Origin of the sequence: Arthrobacter sp. Soc17.1.1.1 (assembly GCF_036867195.1) — a bacterium.
Lineage (GTDB): Bacteria > Actinomycetota > Actinomycetes > Actinomycetales > Micrococcaceae > Arthrobacter_D.
Genome location: NZ_JBAJII010000001.1, coordinates 905885 through 925405, shown reverse-complemented (window position 1 = coordinate 925405; position 19521 = coordinate 905885). Strand labels below are relative to the sequence as shown.

The following is a 19521-nucleotide window of genomic DNA, read 5'->3' as shown; positions in this document are numbered from 1 at the left end:
CAGGCCCCGCGTCCGGCAAGGATGGGTCCATGACTCCACAGAACCGCATGATCGTTCCCCCCTGCGCGGAAGCGGGGGCTCCCAGTCCCGTCGTCGCCACCGGCCGCCCCCTGAAGTGGGGTGTGATCGCCACGGGCGGCATCGCCGCCAAGGTCACCCAGGACATCGCCCTGCTCGAGGACGCGGTGCTCCACGCGGTGAGCTCGCGCAGCGCGGACAGCGCAGCCGCGTTCGCCGAGCGGTTCGGCTTCGCCACGAGTTACGGGAACGAGGGCGGCACAGCGGGCTACCAGCGCCTCGTGGACGACCCCGAGGTCGACGTCGTCTACATCACCACCCCGCACGGCCAGCACTACGAGGTCGCCAGGGCGGCCCTGACGGGCGGGAAGCACGTCCTGTGCGAGAAGCCGTTCACCATCAACGCCACCGAGGCCGAGGAGCTTGCTGCGATCGCGGCCGACCGCGGACTGTTCCTCATGGAGGCCGTCTGGACGCGGTTCCTCCCCAGCGTCAACCGCGCGTGGGAGATCATCCACTCCGGGGAGCTCGGCGACATCCGCTGGGTGCAGGCGGATCTCGGCTTCGCCGCACCCGATGATCCGAGCAGCCGCCTGTGGGACCCGAAGGCTGGCGGCGGAGCCCTGATGGACCTGACGGTCTACCCGCTCACGTGGGCACTGGGGTCACTCGGCTTCCCCGACTCGGTGTCCGCGGTCGGCACCCTGAACGACGACGGCGTCGACCTGCAGGCAGCCGTGACCCTCGGCTACGCGAGCGGGGCCTACGCCCAGCTGTCGTCGTCGTTCATCGCCTCGTGCCCGGGACAGGCGACGGTCTGCGGATCGAAGGGCTGGCTGAAGACCGGCGGCGGGCACCTCCACAACCCGAAGGAACTGACCATCCAGGCCGGTCCGGGCGAGGCGCGGGTGGAGGAGTTCGAGCAGGTGGGCGCGGGGTACACCTACGAGCTCCGCGAGGTGACGCGCTGCATCCAGGAAGGCCTCACCGAGAGCCCGACGATGCCGGTCGGCGACACCGTGAGGACCATGCGCCTGCTCGACGGCGTGCGGGCGCAGATCGGTCTGCGGTACGAGAACGACGCCGCCTGACGAGCCGCGGCCGACGCACGCCGCAGGACGGGCCCCCGCAGCTTCCGCTGCGGGGGCCCGTCCTTTCTAGTTCGCGTTCAGGATCCGCTATGCGTCTGCCTTCGGGCGTCGGGCGGCCAGCAGGCCGCCTGCGCCGGCGAGGAGCAGCAGGGAGCCGACGAGCAGGATCTGCTGCTCGGCGAAGCCCGTGGAGGCGAGGGCCTTCGGGGTGCTCGGTGCCGCGCCGGCTGCACCGGCGGCCGTGGTCACGTTCACCGAATTGCTCGCCACGGAGATCGTGCCCGGGGCGGTACCGGTTGCGGTGTCGCGAATCGTTACCGCTACGTCGGCGTCATCCGAGCCGCCGTCATCGGTGCCGCCATCGTTGTCGCCCGATCCGGGGATGTCAGGGGTGGCCGGGGTCGTCGGGGTCGTCGGAGTCGTCGGAGTGGTCGGAGTCGTCGGGGTCGGGATGGTCGGGGTCGTCGGAGTGGTCGGGGTCGTCGGAACACCGGCGCCGGCGCCGCAGTCGGTGGCGCTGTTGCCAATCAGGGTGACGCCGTTGCAGCCGACGTTCACCGGGATCGTGACCACAGGCGAGATCACATTTTCGTCGAGGATGCCGCCAGGCGTCGTGCCGGGCGCCGTGCCAGGGGTGGTGCCAGGAGTCGTGCCGGTGGAACCAGTGGAACCGGTCGTGCAATCAGAGACACTGTCACCGATCAGGGCCACACCGTTGCAGCCGACGTTCACCGGGACCGTGACCACAGGTGCGATCACGTTCCCGTCGAGGATGCCGCCAGGAGTGGTGCCAGGGGTAGTGCCGGGCGTCGTGCCGGGCGTGGTGCCGGGCGTGGTGCCGGTGGAACCGGTCGTGCAATCAGAGACACTGTCGCCGATCAGGGTCACGTCGTTGCAGCCGACGTTCACCGGGACCGTGACCACAGGCGAGATCACATTTCCGTCGAGGATGCCGCCAGGCGTCGTGCCAGGGGTGGTGCCAGGAGTCGTGCCGGTGGAACCAGTGGAACCGGTCGTGCAATCAGAGGCACTGTCACCAATCAGGGTCACGTCGTTGCAGCCGACGTTCACCGGGACCGTGACCACAGGCGAGATCACATTTCCGTCGAGGATGCCGCCAGGCGTCGTGCCAGGGGTGGTGCCAGGCGTGCCAGGGGTGGCGCCAATCGTGCCGGTGGACCCGGTGGCCCCGCTCGTGCAATCGGAGGCGCTATCGCCGATCACGGTGACATCGTTGCAGCCGACGTTCACCGGGACCGTGACCACAGGCGAGATCACATTTCCGTCGAGGATGCCGCCATCAGTAGTGCCAGGCGTCGTGCCGGGCGTCGTACCGGTGGTCCCGGCGGAACCGCTCGCGCAATCAGAGGCACTGTCACCGATCAGGGTGACATCGTTACAGCCGACGGTCACCGGGATCGTGACCACAGGCGAGATTACGTTCCCACCGAGGACTCCCCCACCGAGCAACCCGCCGTCAGCAGGAGCGGGAGCAGGAGCGGGAGCAGGAGCGGGAGCAGGAGCCGAGCCACCGGTCGATCCGGTCGATCCGGATCCGCCTGCCGTCGACGAATCACCGATCACGGACACCGAGTTGCCCGACAGATTCACCGGCACCACGATCTCGGGCGAGATCACGTTCCCGTCCACGATGCCACCGAGCAACCCGCCGTCAGCCGGAGCAGGAGCCGGAGCGGGAGCGGGAGCCGAGCCACCGGTCGATCCGGTCGACCCGGATCCGCCTGCCGACGACGAATCACCGAACACGGACACCGAGTTGCCCGACAGGTTCACCGGCACCACGATCTCGGGCGAGATCACGTTCCCGTCCACGATGCCACCGAGCAACCCGCCGTCAGCCGGAGCCGGAGTCGGAGCGGGAGCAGGGGTCGGAGCGGGAGCGGGAGCCGAGCCACCGGTTGATCCGGTCGACCCGGATCCGCCTGCCGTCGACGAATCACCCAGCACCGACACCGAGTTACCGGACAGATTCACCGGCACCACAATCTCGGGCGAGATCACGTTCCCGTCCACGATGCCACCGAGCAGCCCGCCGTCAGCCGGAGACGGAGCAGGAGCAGGAGCGGCGGCCGAGCCACCGGCCGATCCGGTCGACCCGGATGCGCCTGCCGACGACGCATCACCGAGCACGGACACCGAGTTGCCCGACAAATTTACCGGCACCACGATCTCGGGCGAGATCACGTTCCCACCGAGGACTCCCCCACCGAGCAGCCCGCCGTCAGCCGGAGCAGGGGCAGGGGCCGGAGCCGGAGCAGGGGCCGGAGCAGGAGCCGGAGCGGGAGCCGAGCCACCGGTCGATCCGGTCGACCCGGATGCGCCTGCCGACGACGAATCACCGATCACGGACACCGAGTTGCCCGACAAATTCACCGGCACCACGATCTCGGGCGAGATCACGTTCCCGCCGAGGACTCCCCCGCCGAGCAGCCCGCCGTCGAGTAGCCCACCGGTGGAGTCACTGCCGACGATACCGAGGTCGAGGTCGAGGGAAGCATCGAGCGAGACGACGGTCTCCTGGATGACCGAACCGCTCGTGGTCCCGGACTGCAGGGGTGCGGTGATGACGGTTCCGAGACTCGTAGCCGGCTCGGTATCGGTTGTTGCGGAAAGGTCCGCAGCTGCTGCCGACCCTGCCCCGAGGACGATGACGCCCCCGGCTAGAAGGGCCCCGTAGAGCCCGCGCTGCACGCATGTACGCATGATGTTCTCCTGTGGATCGAAGTGGTGTGGGGACGCCCGAGGCGTCGTGAGCCGTCAGCCGCGCGGAGCACGGCGAGGCCACCACTAGTCCGGAGAGGAGCCGGGATCGAAGCTGGGGGACGTCGGAAGGCCGGCCACCGCGGAGCGGTCGGCACGGCGGGAGAGCAGGACGACGAGGAGGAGGGCCGCGCCGCTGAGCGCCGCGAGCGGCGCCGAGGTTCCGCCGGCGGTCATGGACGCCAGGGCGCCCGCAGACACGGCGATGGGCGCGGTCGGCAGGTCCGGCACGGCGGTCGTCGCCTGAGCGATACCTACGACGACGGGGGCGAGAACGGGGGCAATGGAGTCTGCGATGTCCCCGGCGACGCTGGCCGCGGTGACCGGCAGGACGGAACTGTTCCGGCCGGCTGCTCCGACGCTGTGGTCGGGAGCAGCAGAGCCGCTCCGATGCGCCTCCTGGACCGCTCCGCCGGAAGCGGGGGTGACACCGTCGGAGGCGGCGACGTCGGCACGGACCGGCTCGGCAGATGCTTCCTGGATGCCAGGGAGGGTATCGACCGTGGGGACTGCGGGAGCAGCACCAGGCACGGCCGCGGGCAGGGGGACGACGTCGACGGGAGGAATTACGCCCGGAGCCGGGACGACGGCGTCGACCACCGGGGTCACGACCCCCGTGACCGGCGCGACTGCTTCGAGCACCGGCGCGGTGACGTGACCGACAGCTCCGTCGACGACCCCGATCACCGGGGAGGTCACACCCGTGACCGTCCCGGCGGGGACCAGGGAGTGCACGATCGGCACCTGGGCGACGAGGGAGTCGACCGTCGAGGTCACAGGGGCGAAAACGGTGCCCGCCGGCTGCGCGACGACCTGCGGCACGCGGGCCACGAGGTCGGGGACGACGGGGAGATCTGCGAGGACCGGCCGCGCGGCAGCGGATGCCGGCGCCGCGGGGGCCACCGGGGAGAGCGGCGTGGAGAGGGAGGACACGGCGGGTGCGGTCACGGAATCGACGATGCCGACGAACGATTCGAGGAGACCGGCGTCGCGGGGAGACTCGGCGGCCGAGGCTCCGGTGGCCCCGAGGGCCAGCCAGCCGAGGGCTCCGAGGCCGGTCAGGAGCGACACGCGCAGGGTGGTAGCGGGAGACCGACGCTTCTGCATCTTCATTGCTACACCACCCCAGGTTGAGACCGTGGAGCCACCATAGACCCGTCGTGTGACGCATGTAAATGGTTGTTCTTAAAGTAATCAGCCGACGTACCGCGTGAGCGGTACGCCGGCTGATCGGTGAGGAACCGGGTGGGGAACTACTTAGCCAGGATCTCGAGGACCTCGGACAGCTTCGCGGAGGGACGCATCACCTGGGTGACCTTCGTGACGTCGGGGTGGTAGTAGCCCCCGATGTCCGCGGGTGAACCCTGCACGGCGAGCAGCTCGGAGACGATGGTCTCCTCGTTGCCTGTCAGCGCTTCGGCGACGCGCGCGAAGCTCGCGGCGAGCTCGGCGTCCTGTTCCTGCTCGGCCAGCTCCTCCGCCCAGTAGCGGGCGAGGAAGTAGTGGCTCCCGCGGTTGTCGATCTCGCCGACGCGGCGGCTGGGCGACTTGTTCTCGAGCAGGAACGTGCCGGTGGCGCGGTCCAGCGTGTCGGCGAGGACCTGCGCACGCGCGTTGCCGGTCGACGTCGCGAGGTGCTCGAAGCTCACCGCGAGGGCGAGGAACTCGCCCAGGCTGTCCCAGCGCAGGTGGTTCTCCTTCACGAGCTGCTGCACGTGCTTCGGGGCGGATCCGCCGGCACCGGTCTCGAAGAGTCCGCCGCCGTTCATCAGGGGCACCACCGAGAGCATCTTGGCGCTCGTGCCGAGCTCGAGGATCGGGAACAGATCGGTCAGGTAGTCACGCAGCACGTTGCCGGTCACCGAGATGGTGTCGGCACCCTCGCGGATCCGCTTGAGCGTGAAGGCGGTGGCGTCGACGGGCGTCAGGATCTGCAGCTCGACGTCGTCCGTGTCGTGCTCGGCGAGGTACGCCTCGACCTTGGAGATGAGGTTGGCGTCGTGGGCGCGGCTCTCGTCGAGCCAGAACACGGCGGGCGTCGCCGAGGCGCGGGCACGCGTGACGGCGAGCTTCACCCAGTCGAGGATCGCGGCATCCTTGGTCTGGCAGGCACGCCAGATGTCACCGGGGGCGACGTCGTGCTCGATCAGCACGGAGCCGTCCGCGTCGAGCACCTGGACCTTGCCCTCGGTCTGGATCTCGAAGGTCTTGTCGTGGCTGCCGTACTCCTCGGCGGCCTGCGCCATGAGGCCGACGTTGGGCACGGTGCCCATGGTGGTCGGGTCGAACGCGCCGTTGGCCCGGCAGTCATCCAGGACCACCTGGTAGATGCCGGCGTAGCTGCTGTCGGGGATGACGGCGAGCGTGTCGGCTTCCTTGCCGTCCGGCCCCCACATGTGGCCGGAGCTGCGGATCATCGCGGGCATGGACGCGTCGACGATCACGTCGCTCGGGACGTGCAGGTTGGTGATGCCCTTATCGGAGTCCACCATGGCGATCGCCGGGCCGTCCTCCATGCCCTTGGCGATGGCCTGCTGGACGCCCTCGCGGACGTCCTCCGGCAGCTTGTCGAGGCCGCCGAGGATCGACGCCAGGCCGTTGTTCGGGCTGAGGCCGGCAGCGGTGAGCTGTTCGCCGTACGTCGCGAAGAGCTCGGGCAGGAAGGCGCGGACCACGTGGCCGAAGATGATCGGGTCGGAGACCTTCATCATGGTGGCCTTGAGGTGGGCCGAGAAGAGCACACCCTCCTCCTTGGCCCGGGCCACCTGGGCCTCGAGGAACTCGTTGAGCGCATCGGCGCGCATGACGGTGCCGTCGACGACCTCACCAGCGAGCACGGGGATCGAGTCCTTGAGCACGGTGACGGTCCCGTCGGCCGCGACCTGCTGGATGCGGAGGGTGCCATCGGCCGGGATGACGACCGACTGCTCGTTCGAGCGGAAGTCGCCGGTCGTCATGTGGGCGACGTTCGTCTTCGACTCCGGCGTCCAGGCGCCCATGCTGTGCGGGTTCTGCCGCGCGTAGTTCTTGACCGACGCCGGTGCGCGGCGGTCCGAGTTCCCCTCGCGGAGCACCGGGTTCACGGCGCTGCCCTTGACCTTGTCGTACCGCGCGCGGACGTCCTTCTCCTCGTCCGTGGACGGGTGGTCCGGGTAGTCCGGCAGCGCGTAGCCCTGGCCCTGGAGCTCGGCGATGGCCGCCTTGAGCTGCGGGATCGACGCGCTGATGTTCGGCAGCTTGATGATGTTGGCTTCCGGCGTCTTCGCCAGGGCGCCGAGCTCGGCCAACGCGTCGGCCATCTGCTGGTCCTCGGTGAGGTGGTCGCCGAAGAGGGCGATGATGCGTCCCGAGAGCGAGATGTCCCGGACCTCCACCTCGACCCCCGCCGTGGACGCGAACGCCTCGATGATCGGCAGGAACGAATAGGTGGCCAGCATCGGCGCTTCGTCGGTGTGGGTGTAGATGATTTTGGCCATGGGTTGGCTTCTCCCTGGTGATCTGCGGTGGTCGGTTTGGGGGTTGCCCATCGGCTCTAACTTACCGAGGTCCGCGGGCCTTCGCCTAACGGTGGGCCTTCGGTGGCGTCAGTGGAAGAAGTGGCGCGCGCCCGTCAGGTACAGGGTGACGCCGGCAGCGTTCGCGGCGTCGACGACCTCCTGGTCCCGCACCGACCCGCCGGGCTGGACGACGGCGCGGACACCGGCGTCGAGCAGGATCTGGAGCCCGTCGGCGAAGGGGAAGAACGCGTCCGACGCCGCCACGGACCCGCGGGCCCGCTCGGTGTCGGCGAGCGTGTTGGCGCGCTCGACGGCGAGGCGGCAGGAGTCCACGCGGTTTACCTGGCCCATCCCGACACCGACGGAGGCGCCGTCCCTGGCCAGCAGGATCGCGTTGGACTTCGCGGCCCGGCAGGCCGTCCAGGCGAACCGGAGGTCGGCGAGCGTGGCGTCGTCGGCGCGCTCCCCGGCGGCGAGCGTCCAGCCCGAGGGGTCGTCGCCGTCGGCGTCGAGGGTGTCGGCGACCTGCATGAGGACTCCCCCGGACACCTGGCGGAACTCCACGGGGTTGCGGCCGTAGCCCTCGGGCAGGGTCAGCAGCCGGATGTTCTTCTTCTGCGAGAGGATCTCCACGGCCTCGGCGGAGAACGACGGCGCGATCACCACCTCCGTGAAGATGTCCTTCACGGTCTCCGCCATGCGGGCCGCGACCTCGCGATTCGCGGCGATGACCCCGCCGAAGGCCGACACCGGGTCGCAGGCGTGCGCCTTGGCGTGGGCGTCCGCGATCGGGTCCTCGGCGTCGGCCGAACCGACGGCCACGCCGCAGGGGTTGGCGTGCTTGATGATGGCGACGGCGGGCTCGTCGAAGTCGAAGGCCGCGCGGAGGGCTGCGTCGGCGTCGACGAAGTTGTTGTAGCTCATGGCCTTGCCGTGGAGCTGGTCCGCCTGGGCGATCCCCGGCGTCGCGCCCTTCTCCACGTACAGCGCCGCCTGCTGGTGCGGGTTCTCGCCGTAGCGGAGCACCTCGGAGCGCTCCAGCGCGAGGCCCGCGTACCCGGGCCAGGAGAAGTCGTCGTCGTCGGTGTCGAACTGCTCGGCCGTCCAGGACGCGACGGCGGTGTCGTACGCGGCGGTGTGCGCGAAGGCGAGCGCGGCCAGCCGGCGTCGTGCCCTCAGGTCGAAACCGCCGTCGGCCGCCGCGGCGACCACGTCGGCGTACCGGGCCGGATCGACGACGACGGCGACCGACGGGTGGTTCTTGGCCGCGGAGCGGACCATGGCCGGGCCGCCGATGTCGATCTGTTCGACGACGGCGTCGGAGTCCGCACCCGAGCGGACCGTCTCCACGAAGGGGTAGAGGTTCACGACCACGAGGTCGAAGGCCTCGATGTCGAGCTCGGCCAGCTGGTCCACGTGCTCCTGGCGGCGGCGGTCCGCGAGGATCCCAGCGTGCACCTTGGGGTGGAGGGTCTTCACGCGCCCGTCGAGGGTCTCCTGGAAACCGGTTACCTCGGACACCTCCGTCACGGGGACGCCTGCGGCGGCGATGCGCTGCGCCGTCGAGCCGGTGGAGACGATCGAGACGCCCGCCCGGTGCAGGCCCTGGGCCAGCTCCTCCAGGCCGGTCTTGTCGAACACCGAGATCAGTGCTCGACGGATGGGGACACGGTCGAGGTGGGGGCTCACGCAGTTCTCCGTCAGTCGGGGGTCGCCGGGGTCGCGCACCAGTCTATAGCCGGTGGCGTGCGGGACCGCCTCGCCGGTCCCGCACTCCCCCGGCAGCCGGGCGATCCCGCGGGGGTGCTTCCCGGTACAGTTCTCGCAGTACCCGGCCCCCTCGACGAAGGCATCATGAGCATCAACACACAGCTCCCCACCGGCGACCAGGTGGTGCAGGACCTCCCCTGGCGCTGGAAGGTCCAGGGGAAGATCTTCCTCATCGGCGGCCTCGGCTTCATGTTCGACGCCTGGGACGTCACCCTCAACGCCTACCTGATCCCCCTGCTCATCGGCGACTGGGGGCTCTCCTCCGGCCAGGCCGCGTGGATCGCGACGTCGAACCTGATCGGCATGGCCGTCGGCGCGTTCGCCTGGGGGTCGGTGGCGGACATCATCGGCCGCAAGAAGGCGTTCACCCTGACGCTGCTCGTCTTCTCCGTCTTCACGGTGCTCGGGGCGTTCTCCCCCGACATCGTCTGGTTCTGCGTGTTCCGGTTCCTCGCGGGCTTCGGCCTCGGCGGCTGCATCCCGGTGGACTACGCACTGGTCGGCGAGTTCACCCCGCGGCGCCAGCGCGGCCGGGTCCTCACGGCCATGGACGCGTGGTGGCCCGTGGGCGCCTTTTTGTGCGGGGTGGTGACGACGGCGGTCGTCGCGCAGTTCGGCGACTGGCGCTACGCGATGCTCGTCATGGTGCTCCCCGCGCTCCTCGTGTTCTGGGTGCGGCGTGGTGTTCCCGAGTCCCCGCTCTACCTCGTGCAGCGCGGTCGGCAGGAGGAGGCACGGGAGGTCATCGACGGCCTCGTCGCCCGGACCGGCGCGACGGAGCGCGCCTGGCGCCTGCCCGATCCGGAGGACATCCCCCGCCTGTCCCTCGGCAGCATCTCGGGGCAGCTCACCGGCCTGTGGCGCTACGACTGGCGCATCACGCTGACCGCGTGGAGCCTGTTCCTCACGATCCTGCTCGTCTACTACGGCGCGCTGACGTGGATGCCGCGGATCCTCATCGCCTCCGGCTACGCCCAGTCCGTCGCGTTCATCACCACCACGTTCATGACGGGTGTCGGCTTCCTCGGGGTCGTCGCCGCAGCCCTGCTCGTGGAGCGGATCGGCCGGAAGTGGCTCCTCGCCATCACGGGCCCGGGATCGGCGCTGCTCCTCGTGGCCTTCGCACTGACCCTGGACCTGCCCGCCGTGGCGACGGCCTGGCTGCTCGGCTTCGGGTTCGTGGTGCAGGTGGCCATCCCCGTGCTCTACACGTACGTCTCGGAGCTGTACCCCACGGAACTGCGGGGCAGCGGCTTCGGCTGGGCCTCGACCGTCTCCCGGGTGGGCGCGGGCCTCGTGCCGCTGATCTTCGGCACCCTGCTCTGGCCGCTCCTCGGCCTCCCGCTCACATTCGCCCTCACGGGCGGGCTCGTGCTGCTGGCCGTGGTGTTCATGGCGTTCAACGCCCCGGAGACCAGGAGCGCGCGGCTGCACTGACGGAGCGGGGCCCGGCGGCGCGAGGCGGCCGGGCCTAGAGCCAGTGGTTGCGCTTGAACGCCCAGTACAGGCCCACGCCCATGCCCACCATGAGCACGAGGGCGAACGGGTAGCCGAGCTGCCAGTGCAACTCGGGCATCACGTCGAAGTTCATGCCGTAGATCGAGGCGATGAGGGTGGGTGCGAAGAGGATCGCCGCCCAGGAGGAGATCCGCTTGACCTCCTCGCCCTGCGTCAGTGACGTCTCCGTCATCCGGGTCATCTCCTCGTTCTGCCGCTGGGCCACGAGGGTCGAGTGCACGGTCAGCGCATTCTGGAGCAGCGTACGGAACGTGGCGATGCGTTCGACGACGCGGATCACGTGGTCCTGCACGTCGCGCAGGTTCCGCGTGAGTTCGGCGTCCATCTCGTACTTCTCCGAGCCCCGCAGGAGCCCGTCCATCATGGCGTCGAGGGGCTGCGCGGCCCGCTGGAACTCGATGACCTCGCGGTGAAGCTCGTAGATCCGGCGTGAGACGTCGGGTGCTCCCCCGAACAGCTCGTTCTCGATCTCGTCGATGTCGTTCTCGAGTCCCTGCACCACGGGCCCGTACTCGTCCACCACCTGGTCCAGCAGCGCGTAGAGCACGGCCTGCGGCCCGGTGCCCAGCAGCGCGGGGTCGGCCTCGAGCCGGCGCCGCACGATGCCGAGGTCGGGCGACTCCGCATGCCGGATGGTCACCACGAAGTCCTGCCCGACGAAGATGTGCAGCTCACCGAACTCGACCTTCTCCTCGGCGTCGAGGTACCGGGCCGGCCGCAGCACGAGGAAGAGGGTGTCCTCGTAGCGTTCGAGCTTGGCGCGCTGGTGGCCGTTGGTGGCGTCTTCGACGGCGAGTGGGTGGAGGCCGAACTCGGCCTCGACGGCGCTGATCTCCTCGCGGTCCGGCCGGTACAGGCCGATCCAGCCCATGCCGCCGCTGTCCCGCATGATCTCGAACGTCTGGTCCAGGGTCTCCGGGTTGATGCGCTTCTTCCCGTCGACGTAGACGGCGTTCGCGACCAGGGGCATGTCAGGCGCCCGCCCCGGCGTCGGACCTGGCCGCGGACGTGGCGGACGCGGCATCGGACGCGGCGAGCCCCGCGAGGGTCTCGATCAGGAGCCTGCGCTCCTCGACCTTGATGCGCTCGTGCAAGGTGGCCTCCGTGTCGTCGGGCAGGACGGCGACCGGCGCCTGGGCGAGGATGGGCCCGGTGTCCACGCCGGCGTCAGCGATCATGATCGTGCAGCCCGTGACCTTGACGCCGTAGGCGAGGGCGTCACGGACGCCGTGGGCCCCCGGGAAGCTGGGCAGCAGGGCCGGGTGCGTGTTCAGGTAGCGGTCGGGGAACCGGTCCAGGAAGTGCTGGTCGACGATCCGCATGAAGCCCGAGGACACCACGTAGTCGGGCTCGTGGGCAGCGACGGCGTCGGTGAGTGCCCGGTTCCACGCGGCCCGGTCGGGGTACCGGCGGAAGTCGACCTCGAAGGTCGCGATGCCCGCCTCGGCCGCCCGCTGCACGCCGCCGGTGCCGGGCCGGTCCGCGCCCACGGCCGCGAGCGTGATGTTCAGGGTGCCGTCGGCGACGGCGTCGATCACGGCCTGGAGGTTGGAACCGCTGCCGGAGACGAGGACTACTATGCGCATGGCTCAACCTTAGGTCGCCGCTCGCCTAGGGTTGAACCATGCCGAGGGAGGAACGATGACGCAGCAGGGCACGGGACGGGGCGCTCCGGGACACACCGGGGCCGGCCGGACGAGGACCGACGGCGAGGCCTCGGCGCGCCTGTGGCTGCGCCTGTTCCTGCTGACCCTGCTGGGCGCCGTCCTGGCGAGCAGCCTGGTGCTGCCGTGGAAGGTGATCGCGCTCGTGCTGTCGCTGTTCGCGCTCGGCGCCGGCGTGGTCGCCCTCGTGAAGGCGATCGGCGCGAAGCTCCCCCGCCTCGTCCTGGTGGCGACGTCGCTCGGTCTCGCGGCGGCGCTCTTCCTGCTGGCCGGCATCGGCGCCTCGGTGCTCCTCTGGCCCGTCACCCAAACCTACGAGGACTGCATGTCGCGCGCCCTCACGCTCGAGGCGCAGGGGCAGTGCGAGGACGGCCTGCGCGAGCTCGAGGGCTTCGGCAGCTGACCCGCCCGTGCAGCAGAACCCGCCCGGGACACACCCCTAGCGGCGGCGCGGCTCGCGCTCCAGCAGGGGCCCGACGGCGTGGCCGAGTACTGCTCCGACCGCCACCTCGACGGCCAGCCACAGGCCCACCGCGAGCGGGTCCGGACCGAGGTCCGTGAAGCGGCCGACGCCGAGCGAGGCCCGCGAGACGAGGGCCACTCCCGCGCCGGCGATCCCGGCCGTGATGCCGATGAGCAGCGCGAGCGCCAGGGTGGACGCCGTCGAGGTCAGCCACCGGTGGGGGCTGTGGAGGACGAGCCACTCGTCGAAGTGGTTCTCGCCCTCGCGGAAGAACCACCACCCGGCGAGGAGACCCGCGAGGACGGGGATGGCCAGCGCCGCGTAGCCGTACTCGAGCGTACCGGCGGGCAGGGCTCCGAGGATCGGCAGCGCGGGCAGGGGACCCACGGTGCTGGCGAGCGGTGTGAGGGAGCTGCCGGTACCGAGCGCGAAGCCGGCCCCTGTGGACCAGGTCATGGTCCACACGGCCAGGTTGGGCAGGAACCCGAGCTGGAGCAGGGTCACCACGGACGCCCCGGCGATCCCGCCGTCGATCCGCTCGTAGATGGCGGCGATACCCGCCCAGTTCAGCCCGACGGCCACGGCGAGCAGCGCGGCCGAGAGGCTCAGGGCCACCATGACCGCCAGGAAGCCCGAGCGGAGGACGGACCACGCGTAGGAGCCCGCCCAGCGGGAGTGCTGGCTGGTGCGGCTCACCCAGGCGGCGAAGTCGACGCCGACGAGCCGGCTCCACGCCCCCGCCTCCCGGTAGGCGCCCGTGATGAGGCCGATCCCGGCGGACACCGGCGGGATCAGCGCCCCGGCCACCACGGACGCCGACGCGTCGGCGGTGACCGAGAAGTGCGCGACGGCCGCGCCGATCAGCGCGTAGGTCAGCAGCGCCCCGAGCAGTGCCTGCCACAGCTGATCGGTGTACGAGGCCCGGGCGAGGCGGCGACCCGCCCGCCAGGCGAGGAGCAGGGGCACGAGGATCAGCCCGAGCGGCACCGCGTGGAGGAGCCCCGGACCCAGCGAGAGCGGCACGCCGTGCATGACGAGCCACCCCTGCCCGGCCAGCCGTGCGGCGGACTCCGGCGTCCGGTCGGCGAACCCGCCGGTGAGCCAGACCGCGGCGACCGGCAGGAGGACGAGCAGCGCCGAGATCAGGGCCGCCTGGCCGAGTTCGAACACCCCCTGCAGCCACAGGGGCATGGGAAGGGCACGGGGTCTGGTGGGGAGTTTCATCCCCTCCATGGTGCCATCGGCGGGAGCCCGGGGTGCCGCGCGACGCGGACCGCGGACCCCTCCGGGCGGGGTGGCGCCGGTCACGCGGAGAGGTCGAGCACACCCTTGACGACGGCGAGGGCCGCCCCGACGAACGCGATGACGATGACGAACAGCCGCGCCTGGTCGTCGCGGACGAACCGTCCGAGCTTCTCCCCCGCGTAGATACCGGCGATGATGGCCAGCCCGATCGCGACCCACATCCACGCCGCGAGGACCGGCGCCTGGGACGGGTCCAGCACCAGCTTGAGCACCAGCGTCACGATGCCGATGCAGACGAAGAACGGCTGGAGCGTCGCGGCGAACGCGCGCTGCGGCCAGCGCGAGAGCACGGCGTACGCGCTCACGGCCGGGCCACCCACACCGGCCATCGAGTTCGTGAGGCCGGCGGTGAACCCCGCGACGGCCTTCGGCGCATTGCCGCGCACCACGACGTCGGACCGCTGCAGCACGAGGGAGATGGTGAGGGCGACGAGCACCACGGCGCCGACCGTGACCGACAGGGGCGCCGAGGGGACGGCGACGGCCAGGAACGACCCGGGGACGGAGCCGAGCAGCGAGGGCAGCACGAGCCAGCGGAACATGCTCCAGTCGATGTCCTTCCATACCCGGCCCACGATGATGGCCGAGGACACCACGCCGCAGATGTTGACGAGGAGTACGCCGGCGTGCGGTCCGAGGATGATCACGAGGAACGGTGCGATCAGCAGGGCGAACCCGAGGCCGGCGATACGCTGTGCCACGGCCCCCACGAGGATGGAGGCCAGCACGATGCAGAAGATGCCGAGAGTCACCCCGCTACAGTACGCGGGGGCACCCGGACGCTGCCGCGGTCCCGTAGCCTGACACCATGACGGCGCTCACCACCGCACTGGCCACTGCCGACTGGCGCCGGCGCGTCTTCGGCCTGTACGACGACGTGCGCGAGCGCGCCGCGTCCGACTCGCCCGAGGCCGCGCACGCCCTGTGGCGGAGGGGCCGCGACGAGCTCTTCCGCACCCACCCGGCCTCGGCCCTCGGGGAGCACGCGAAGGCGTCCTTCCCCGGGCTCGCCGTCGCCCCCTACGATCCGGCGTACCGCTTCGAGGCCCTGCTCGACGACGAGGGCGCGGGCGAGGAGATGGACGTGGCGACCGGCACCGACGGCGTGGTGCCGTTCCGGCGCCTCGGCACCCTGGTGTTGTCCGGGCTCGGGACCCTGGCACTGTGGAGGCTCGGCTCCTACGGCGGGGGCCTGTTCCTGCCCCTCCGGGACGGTACGGCGGGCAGGGCGGGCGGCACGTACGGGGGCGGGCGGTACGTCCTCGACACCATCAAGGGCGCCCACCTCGGGGAGGGCCGGGCTCCCGGCAGCCTCGTGGTGGACCTCAACTTCGCGTACAACCCGTCCTGCGCCTACGACGAGCAGTGGGCGTGCCCGCTGCCGGGTCCCGGCAACCGCCTCGTGGCCGATGTCCCCGTCGGCGAGCTCTACCGCGAGTACTGACGCACGGGAATCGGGCCTGCGGGGCCGCCGGGCAGTCCGTAGGCTGAGGAATCCCGGGGCCGCCTGGCACGGGGGAGCCTATGGAGGAGCGCGCACGTGCCGACGCAGCAGACGAAGCCGACGCAGCAGTCGAGGCAGGCGAAGCAGGCGCAGTGGCGCCGCCGCTCCGAGATACCCCTCATGCTCGCCGCCGTGCTCTACCTCGCGGCGTACTCGCTGCAGGTCACGGCCGAGCCGGATCCGGCGGAGGCCCGGCTCCTCGAGGGCGTCATCTGGGGCGTCTGGGCCCTCTTCCTCGCCGACTACCTCGTGAGCCTGATCCTCGCGCCGGAGCGGGGCCGCTGGTTCGTGCGGCACCTGCACGAGCTCGTGATCCTGCTGCTGCCCATGCTGCGTCCCCTGCGCCTGCTCCGCCTCGTCCCCCTGCTGCACGTCCTCAACCGGTCCGGGGGCGACGCGCTGCGCGGGCACATCCTCCTCTACGTCCTCTCTGCCATGACCGTGCTCGGGTACGCGGGAGCGCTCGCGGTGCTCGATGTCGAGCAGGACGCACCGGACGCGAACATCCTGACCCTGCCCGACGCGCTGTGGTGGGCGCTGACGACCGTCACGTCCGTGGGGTACGGCGACTACTACCCCGTGACCGGCACCGGGCGGATCGTGGCGGCCGGACTGATGCTCGGCGGGATCGGCGTGCTCAGCGCCGTCACGGCCGCGTTCGCCTCCTGGCTCGTGGAAAACGTGGCGACGGTACGCGCTGCGGACGAGCAGGCGGCTGCGGCGCAGGGCGCGGAGTCGGAGGCCCGGGTGCGGGAACAGCTGAGGACCGTCAGCCTGCAGATCGACACGCTGGCCCAGCAGCTCGCCCACGGCGCGCACAGCGGGCAGGGCACCGGCGGAGCGGGCGGCATCGGACCGGGCGCCATCGGCGGAGCAGGCGGCATCGGATCCGGCGGGCACGCCGGGCGGGAGTAACCGCGACCCGGAGCGAGTTCGCCCGGAGTTCACCCGACCTCCATGCGGCCGTGGCCCGCCCTCCCCCTCGACGGCCGAGGCTGGGAGCGTGAGGATCGCCGTAGTCGCAGAATCGTTCCTGCCCCACATGAACGGGGTCACGCATTCGCTCCTGAAGGTGCTCGCGCACCTGCGCAGCCGCGGGGACGAGGTGCTGGTGATCGCCCCGTCGTCGTCCTGGCTCGACGACGAGGCACCCGCCACCGTGGAGGGGTACCCGGTGCACTCACTCCCCTCCATGCCCCTCTCGGGGTACGCGAACGTGCGGCTGGCGGCCGGCACGGTGGCGCGCGTGCGCCGCATCCTCGCCGAGTTCGGGCCCGACGTCGTCCACATCGCCTCCCCGTTCGTCCTCGGCTGGCGCGCGGTGCAGGCGTGCCAGCAGCTCGGTGTCCCGTCGGTCTCCGTCTACCAGACCGAGGTCCCGGCGTACGCCGCCCACTACGGCTTCCCCTGGCTCGAGTCCCTCCTCTGGCAGCGCGTCGAGAACATCCACGACGCCTCGACCCTCACCCTCGTGCCGTCCACCTTCGCGCTGCAGCAGTTGCGCTCCCACGGGGTGCAGCGGCTCAATCTGTGGCGGCGCGGCGTGGACACGGAGCGCTTCTCCCCCACCCGGTACGATGCCGCCTGGCGGGACACCGTCGCGGCGCCCGGAGAGCGCATCGTCGGGTACGTGGGCCGGCTCGCGGCCGAGAAGCAGGTGGCCGACCTCGCCGTGCTCGACGCCGTGCCGGGTACGCGGCTCGTGATCATCGGATCGGGGCCGCAGAAGGAGAGCCTGCGCGAGCGGCTGCCCCGCGCGCACTTCGCAGGCTTCCGGACCGGACTGGACCTCGCGCGGATGGTCGCCACGTTCGACGTGTTTGTGCATCCCGGCGAGTCCGAGACGTTCTGCCAGACCATCCAGGAGGCCATGGCGTCCGGTGTGCCCGTCGTCGCGGTGGGCCGGGGCGGGCCGCTGGACCTCGTGGATCCCTCCCGCACGGGATGGATCTACGAGCCGGGCGACCTGGCGGGGCTCCGCGCCGCCGTCGCCGACCTCACGGGCGACGACGCGAAGCGCCGCGCCTTCGGCCGTGCCGCCCACGCCTCGGTGCAGGGACGCACGTGGCCGGTGCTGTGCGAGCAGCTCGTCACCTACTACGAGAAGGCCGTCGCCGTGCAGGCGCGGCGCGCCGGGGTGGCGTCCCGGGTACGCCGCACTCCGCAGTAACCCTGAATCCGTCGCGCGAAGGGCTGGACCGGGTCGCCCCGAGGCGGTATTGTGTCCGCCCGCATCGACACCGCCCCGCCAGGCCCTATCATGGGGAGCGCACACACCCACTCCCGGAGGTTCCGATTACAGACACGGCTGCCCAACACGACATTTATTTCGGTGCCCCCGAGCCGGAGAATGAAGCCGAGATCCTCGAATCGGCGTCTCGCGCAGCGGTAGCCCGGTTCGAGGGCCGCTCGGACATCACCACCGTCAAGCGGCGCTTCACCCTGATCAACCAGGACCGCACGCCCCACCAGGCCATGGTCGAGGACCTGCTCTTCATCCGCGCGGCCCTGGACCGGGCGGGCATCGAGTTCCTCCTGGTCCGCGGCAACGACCAGCGGCCCGTCATCGCCGTCGACCTCGCGGACCGCGCACGGCTCGTCGCGGCGCTCGTCGTGGCGTGCCGCGACGAGCCGTTCTACTCCCGCACCGTGGACACCAAGAGCCGCACCACGCTCCTCGTAAGTGACGGCGAGCTCTCGAAGAGCCGGAAGGCGCGGATCTTCCGCCTGTTCCGCCCGCGCATCGAACCCCTCGGAGGCCTCGCCTACGGCCCGTCCGCCGGCGTGCAGATCGAGCTGTGGGCGCTCGGGTCGGCCATCGAACTGCCCGTCGAGAACTCCCTGACACGACGCACCCTCCCGGCCGCCGAGGTGGTGCGCGGGGAGGTCGAGCGCCACGGGCTCACCTGGCCCACGATCGACAACATGTTCGCGGACCACGCCACGGACATCGACTTCGACATCGACCTCGTCTTCTCCTGGGTGGACGGCAGCAGCCCCGAGTTCCAGGCCGCCCGCGCGGCCCGTATGCAGGGTGTGGTGGTGGGCGAGGGCGACGACCACGAGGCCCGCTTCCGCCAGATCGACGAGCTGAAGTACGCGCTCCGCTCGGTCTACATGTTCGCGCCCTGGGTCCGCCGCATCTTCATCGCCACGGACTCGGACCGGCCCGCATGGCTCGCCGACCACCCGTCGGTGACGCTCGTGCGCTCGGAGGAGCACTTCAAGGACCCGTCCGTCCTCCCGACCCACAACTCGCAGGCCGTCGAGGCGCAGCTGCAGCACATCCCGGGACTGTCCGAGTACTTCCTCTACTCCAACGACGACATGTTCTTCGGCCGTCCCGTGGCGCCGGACATGTTCTTCTCCCCGGGCGGGGTCACGAAGTTCATCGAGGCGGACACGCGCATCGGCCTCGGCGAGAACGACGCCGAGCGCAGCGGCTTCGAGAACGCGGCGCGCGTCAACCGGCGCCTGCTGCACGAGCGCTTCGGGCGCATCACCACGCGCCACCTCGAACACACCGCCGCCCCCCTGCGCAGGAGCGTGCTGCTCGAGATGGAGGACGAGTTCGCGGCGGAGTTCAAGGCGACCGCGGCGTCGCGCTTCCGCGCCAAGGACAACATCTCCGTGACCAACTCGCTGTACCACTACTACGCCCTGCTCACCGGGCGGGCCGTCACGCAGGAGATGGCCCGGGTGAAGTACGTGGACACCACCATGCGTTCGGGGCTGAAGAGCCTCAACAAGATGCTGGACAAGCGCAACCAGGACTTCTTCTGCCTCAACGACGGCAGCTTCCCCGAGGTCGGGGCCGAGGAGCGGGCCCACCTGGTGACGGACTTCCTCGAGAAGTACTTCCCGGTCAAGGCTCCCTGGGAGATCTAGGCCGCCTGCCGGCCTGTCCGCG

Annotated in this window: 15 protein-coding genes; 7 read left to right on the top strand and 8 right to left on the bottom strand. The window is 70.7% G+C overall.

Going from position 1 to position 19521, the window contains the following annotated elements; all coding sequences use genetic code 11:
• The first annotated feature begins 29 nt into the window (after positions 1–29).
• The gene (locus V6S67_RS04330) at positions 30–1109 is read left to right on the top strand and encodes a Gfo/Idh/MocA family protein (RefSeq protein ID WP_334209080.1); all 1080 of its coding nucleotides are present in this window, start codon (positions 30–32) and stop codon (positions 1107–1109) included.
• Positions 1110–1196: 87 nt separating this feature from the next.
• Here the strand turns inward: V6S67_RS04330 and V6S67_RS04325 are convergent, their stop codons facing one another.
• The 4 genes from V6S67_RS04325 to purH all read right to left on the bottom strand — a co-directional run bounded on the left by V6S67_RS04325 (position 1197) and on the right by purH (position 9076).
• Positions 1197–3833 (bottom strand): hypothetical protein, encoded by a 2637-nt coding sequence (locus V6S67_RS04325; protein WP_334209079.1) that lies wholly within the window; start codon positions 3831–3833, stop codon positions 1197–1199.
• Positions 3834–3917: 84 nt separating this feature from the next.
• Complete coding sequence (locus V6S67_RS04320) at positions 3918–5003, bottom strand: hypothetical protein (protein WP_334209078.1); 1086 nt, start codon at positions 5001–5003, stop codon at positions 3918–3920.
• A 140-nt stretch (positions 5004–5143) separates the two neighbouring features.
• Positions 5144–7366 (bottom strand): NADP-dependent isocitrate dehydrogenase, encoded by a 2223-nt coding sequence (locus V6S67_RS04315; protein WP_334209077.1) that lies wholly within the window; start codon positions 7364–7366, stop codon positions 5144–5146.
• A gap of 108 nt (positions 7367–7474) precedes the next feature.
• Positions 7475–9076, bottom strand: coding sequence for a bifunctional phosphoribosylaminoimidazolecarboxamide formyltransferase/IMP cyclohydrolase (gene purH, locus V6S67_RS04310; protein ID WP_334209076.1), 1602 nt, complete (start codon positions 9074–9076; stop codon positions 7475–7477).
• A gap of 165 nt (positions 9077–9241) precedes the next feature.
• Here purH and V6S67_RS04305 point away from each other — a divergent pair, with 165 nt between their 5' ends.
• Entirely contained in the window at positions 9242–10594 is a 1353-nt protein-coding gene (locus tag V6S67_RS04305; protein WP_334209075.1) for an MFS transporter, read from the top strand.
• 34 nt (positions 10595–10628) lie between these two features.
• Here the strand turns inward: V6S67_RS04305 and corA are convergent, their stop codons facing one another.
• Positions 10629–11645, bottom strand: coding sequence for a magnesium/cobalt transporter CorA (gene corA / locus V6S67_RS04300; RefSeq protein WP_334209074.1), 1017 nt, complete (start codon positions 11643–11645; stop codon positions 10629–10631).
• A gap of 1 nt (position 11646) precedes the next feature.
• The gene (purN, locus tag V6S67_RS04295) at positions 11647–12261 is read right to left on the bottom strand and encodes a phosphoribosylglycinamide formyltransferase (RefSeq protein WP_334209073.1); all 615 of its coding nucleotides are present in this window, start codon (positions 12259–12261) and stop codon (positions 11647–11649) included.
• A 55-nt stretch (positions 12262–12316) separates the two neighbouring features.
• Here purN and V6S67_RS04290 point away from each other — a divergent pair, with 55 nt between their 5' ends.
• Positions 12317–12742 carry a hypothetical protein gene (locus V6S67_RS04290; protein ID WP_334209072.1) on the top strand — a complete coding sequence of 142 codons (426 nt, stop codon included), beginning with the start codon at positions 12317–12319 and terminating at the stop codon, positions 12740–12742.
• Between the two features lie 36 nt (positions 12743–12778).
• Here V6S67_RS04290 and V6S67_RS04285 read toward each other — a convergent pair whose 3' ends face one another.
• Positions 12779–14026, bottom strand: coding sequence for a cell division protein PerM (locus V6S67_RS04285; RefSeq protein WP_334209071.1), 1248 nt, complete (start codon positions 14024–14026; stop codon positions 12779–12781).
• A gap of 80 nt (positions 14027–14106) precedes the next feature.
• Positions 14107–14859, bottom strand: a complete 753-nt coding sequence (locus V6S67_RS04280; protein WP_334209070.1) for a sulfite exporter TauE/SafE family protein — start codon at positions 14857–14859, stop codon at positions 14107–14109.
• Between the two features lie 56 nt (positions 14860–14915).
• Between V6S67_RS04280 and V6S67_RS04275 the strand changes: the two genes are divergently transcribed.
• The 4 genes from V6S67_RS04275 to V6S67_RS04260 all read left to right on the top strand — a co-directional run bounded on the left by V6S67_RS04275 (position 14916) and on the right by V6S67_RS04260 (position 19499).
• Entirely contained in the window at positions 14916–15551 is a 636-nt protein-coding gene (locus tag V6S67_RS04275; protein ID WP_334209069.1) for a DUF1684 domain-containing protein, read from the top strand.
• A gap of 96 nt (positions 15552–15647) precedes the next feature.
• A complete protein-coding gene (locus V6S67_RS04270; protein ID WP_334209068.1) occupies positions 15648–16526 on the top strand; it encodes a potassium channel family protein in 879 nt (292 codons plus the stop codon).
• Between the two features lie 88 nt (positions 16527–16614).
• On the top strand, positions 16615–17781 hold the full coding sequence (locus V6S67_RS04265) for a glycosyltransferase family 4 protein (protein WP_334209067.1): 1167 nt from the start codon (positions 16615–16617) through the stop codon (positions 17779–17781).
• Positions 17782–17972: 191 nt separating this feature from the next.
• Entirely contained in the window at positions 17973–19499 is a 1527-nt protein-coding gene (locus V6S67_RS04260; protein WP_442884847.1) for a stealth family protein, read from the top strand.
• The last annotated feature ends 22 nt before the right edge of the window (positions 19500–19521 follow it).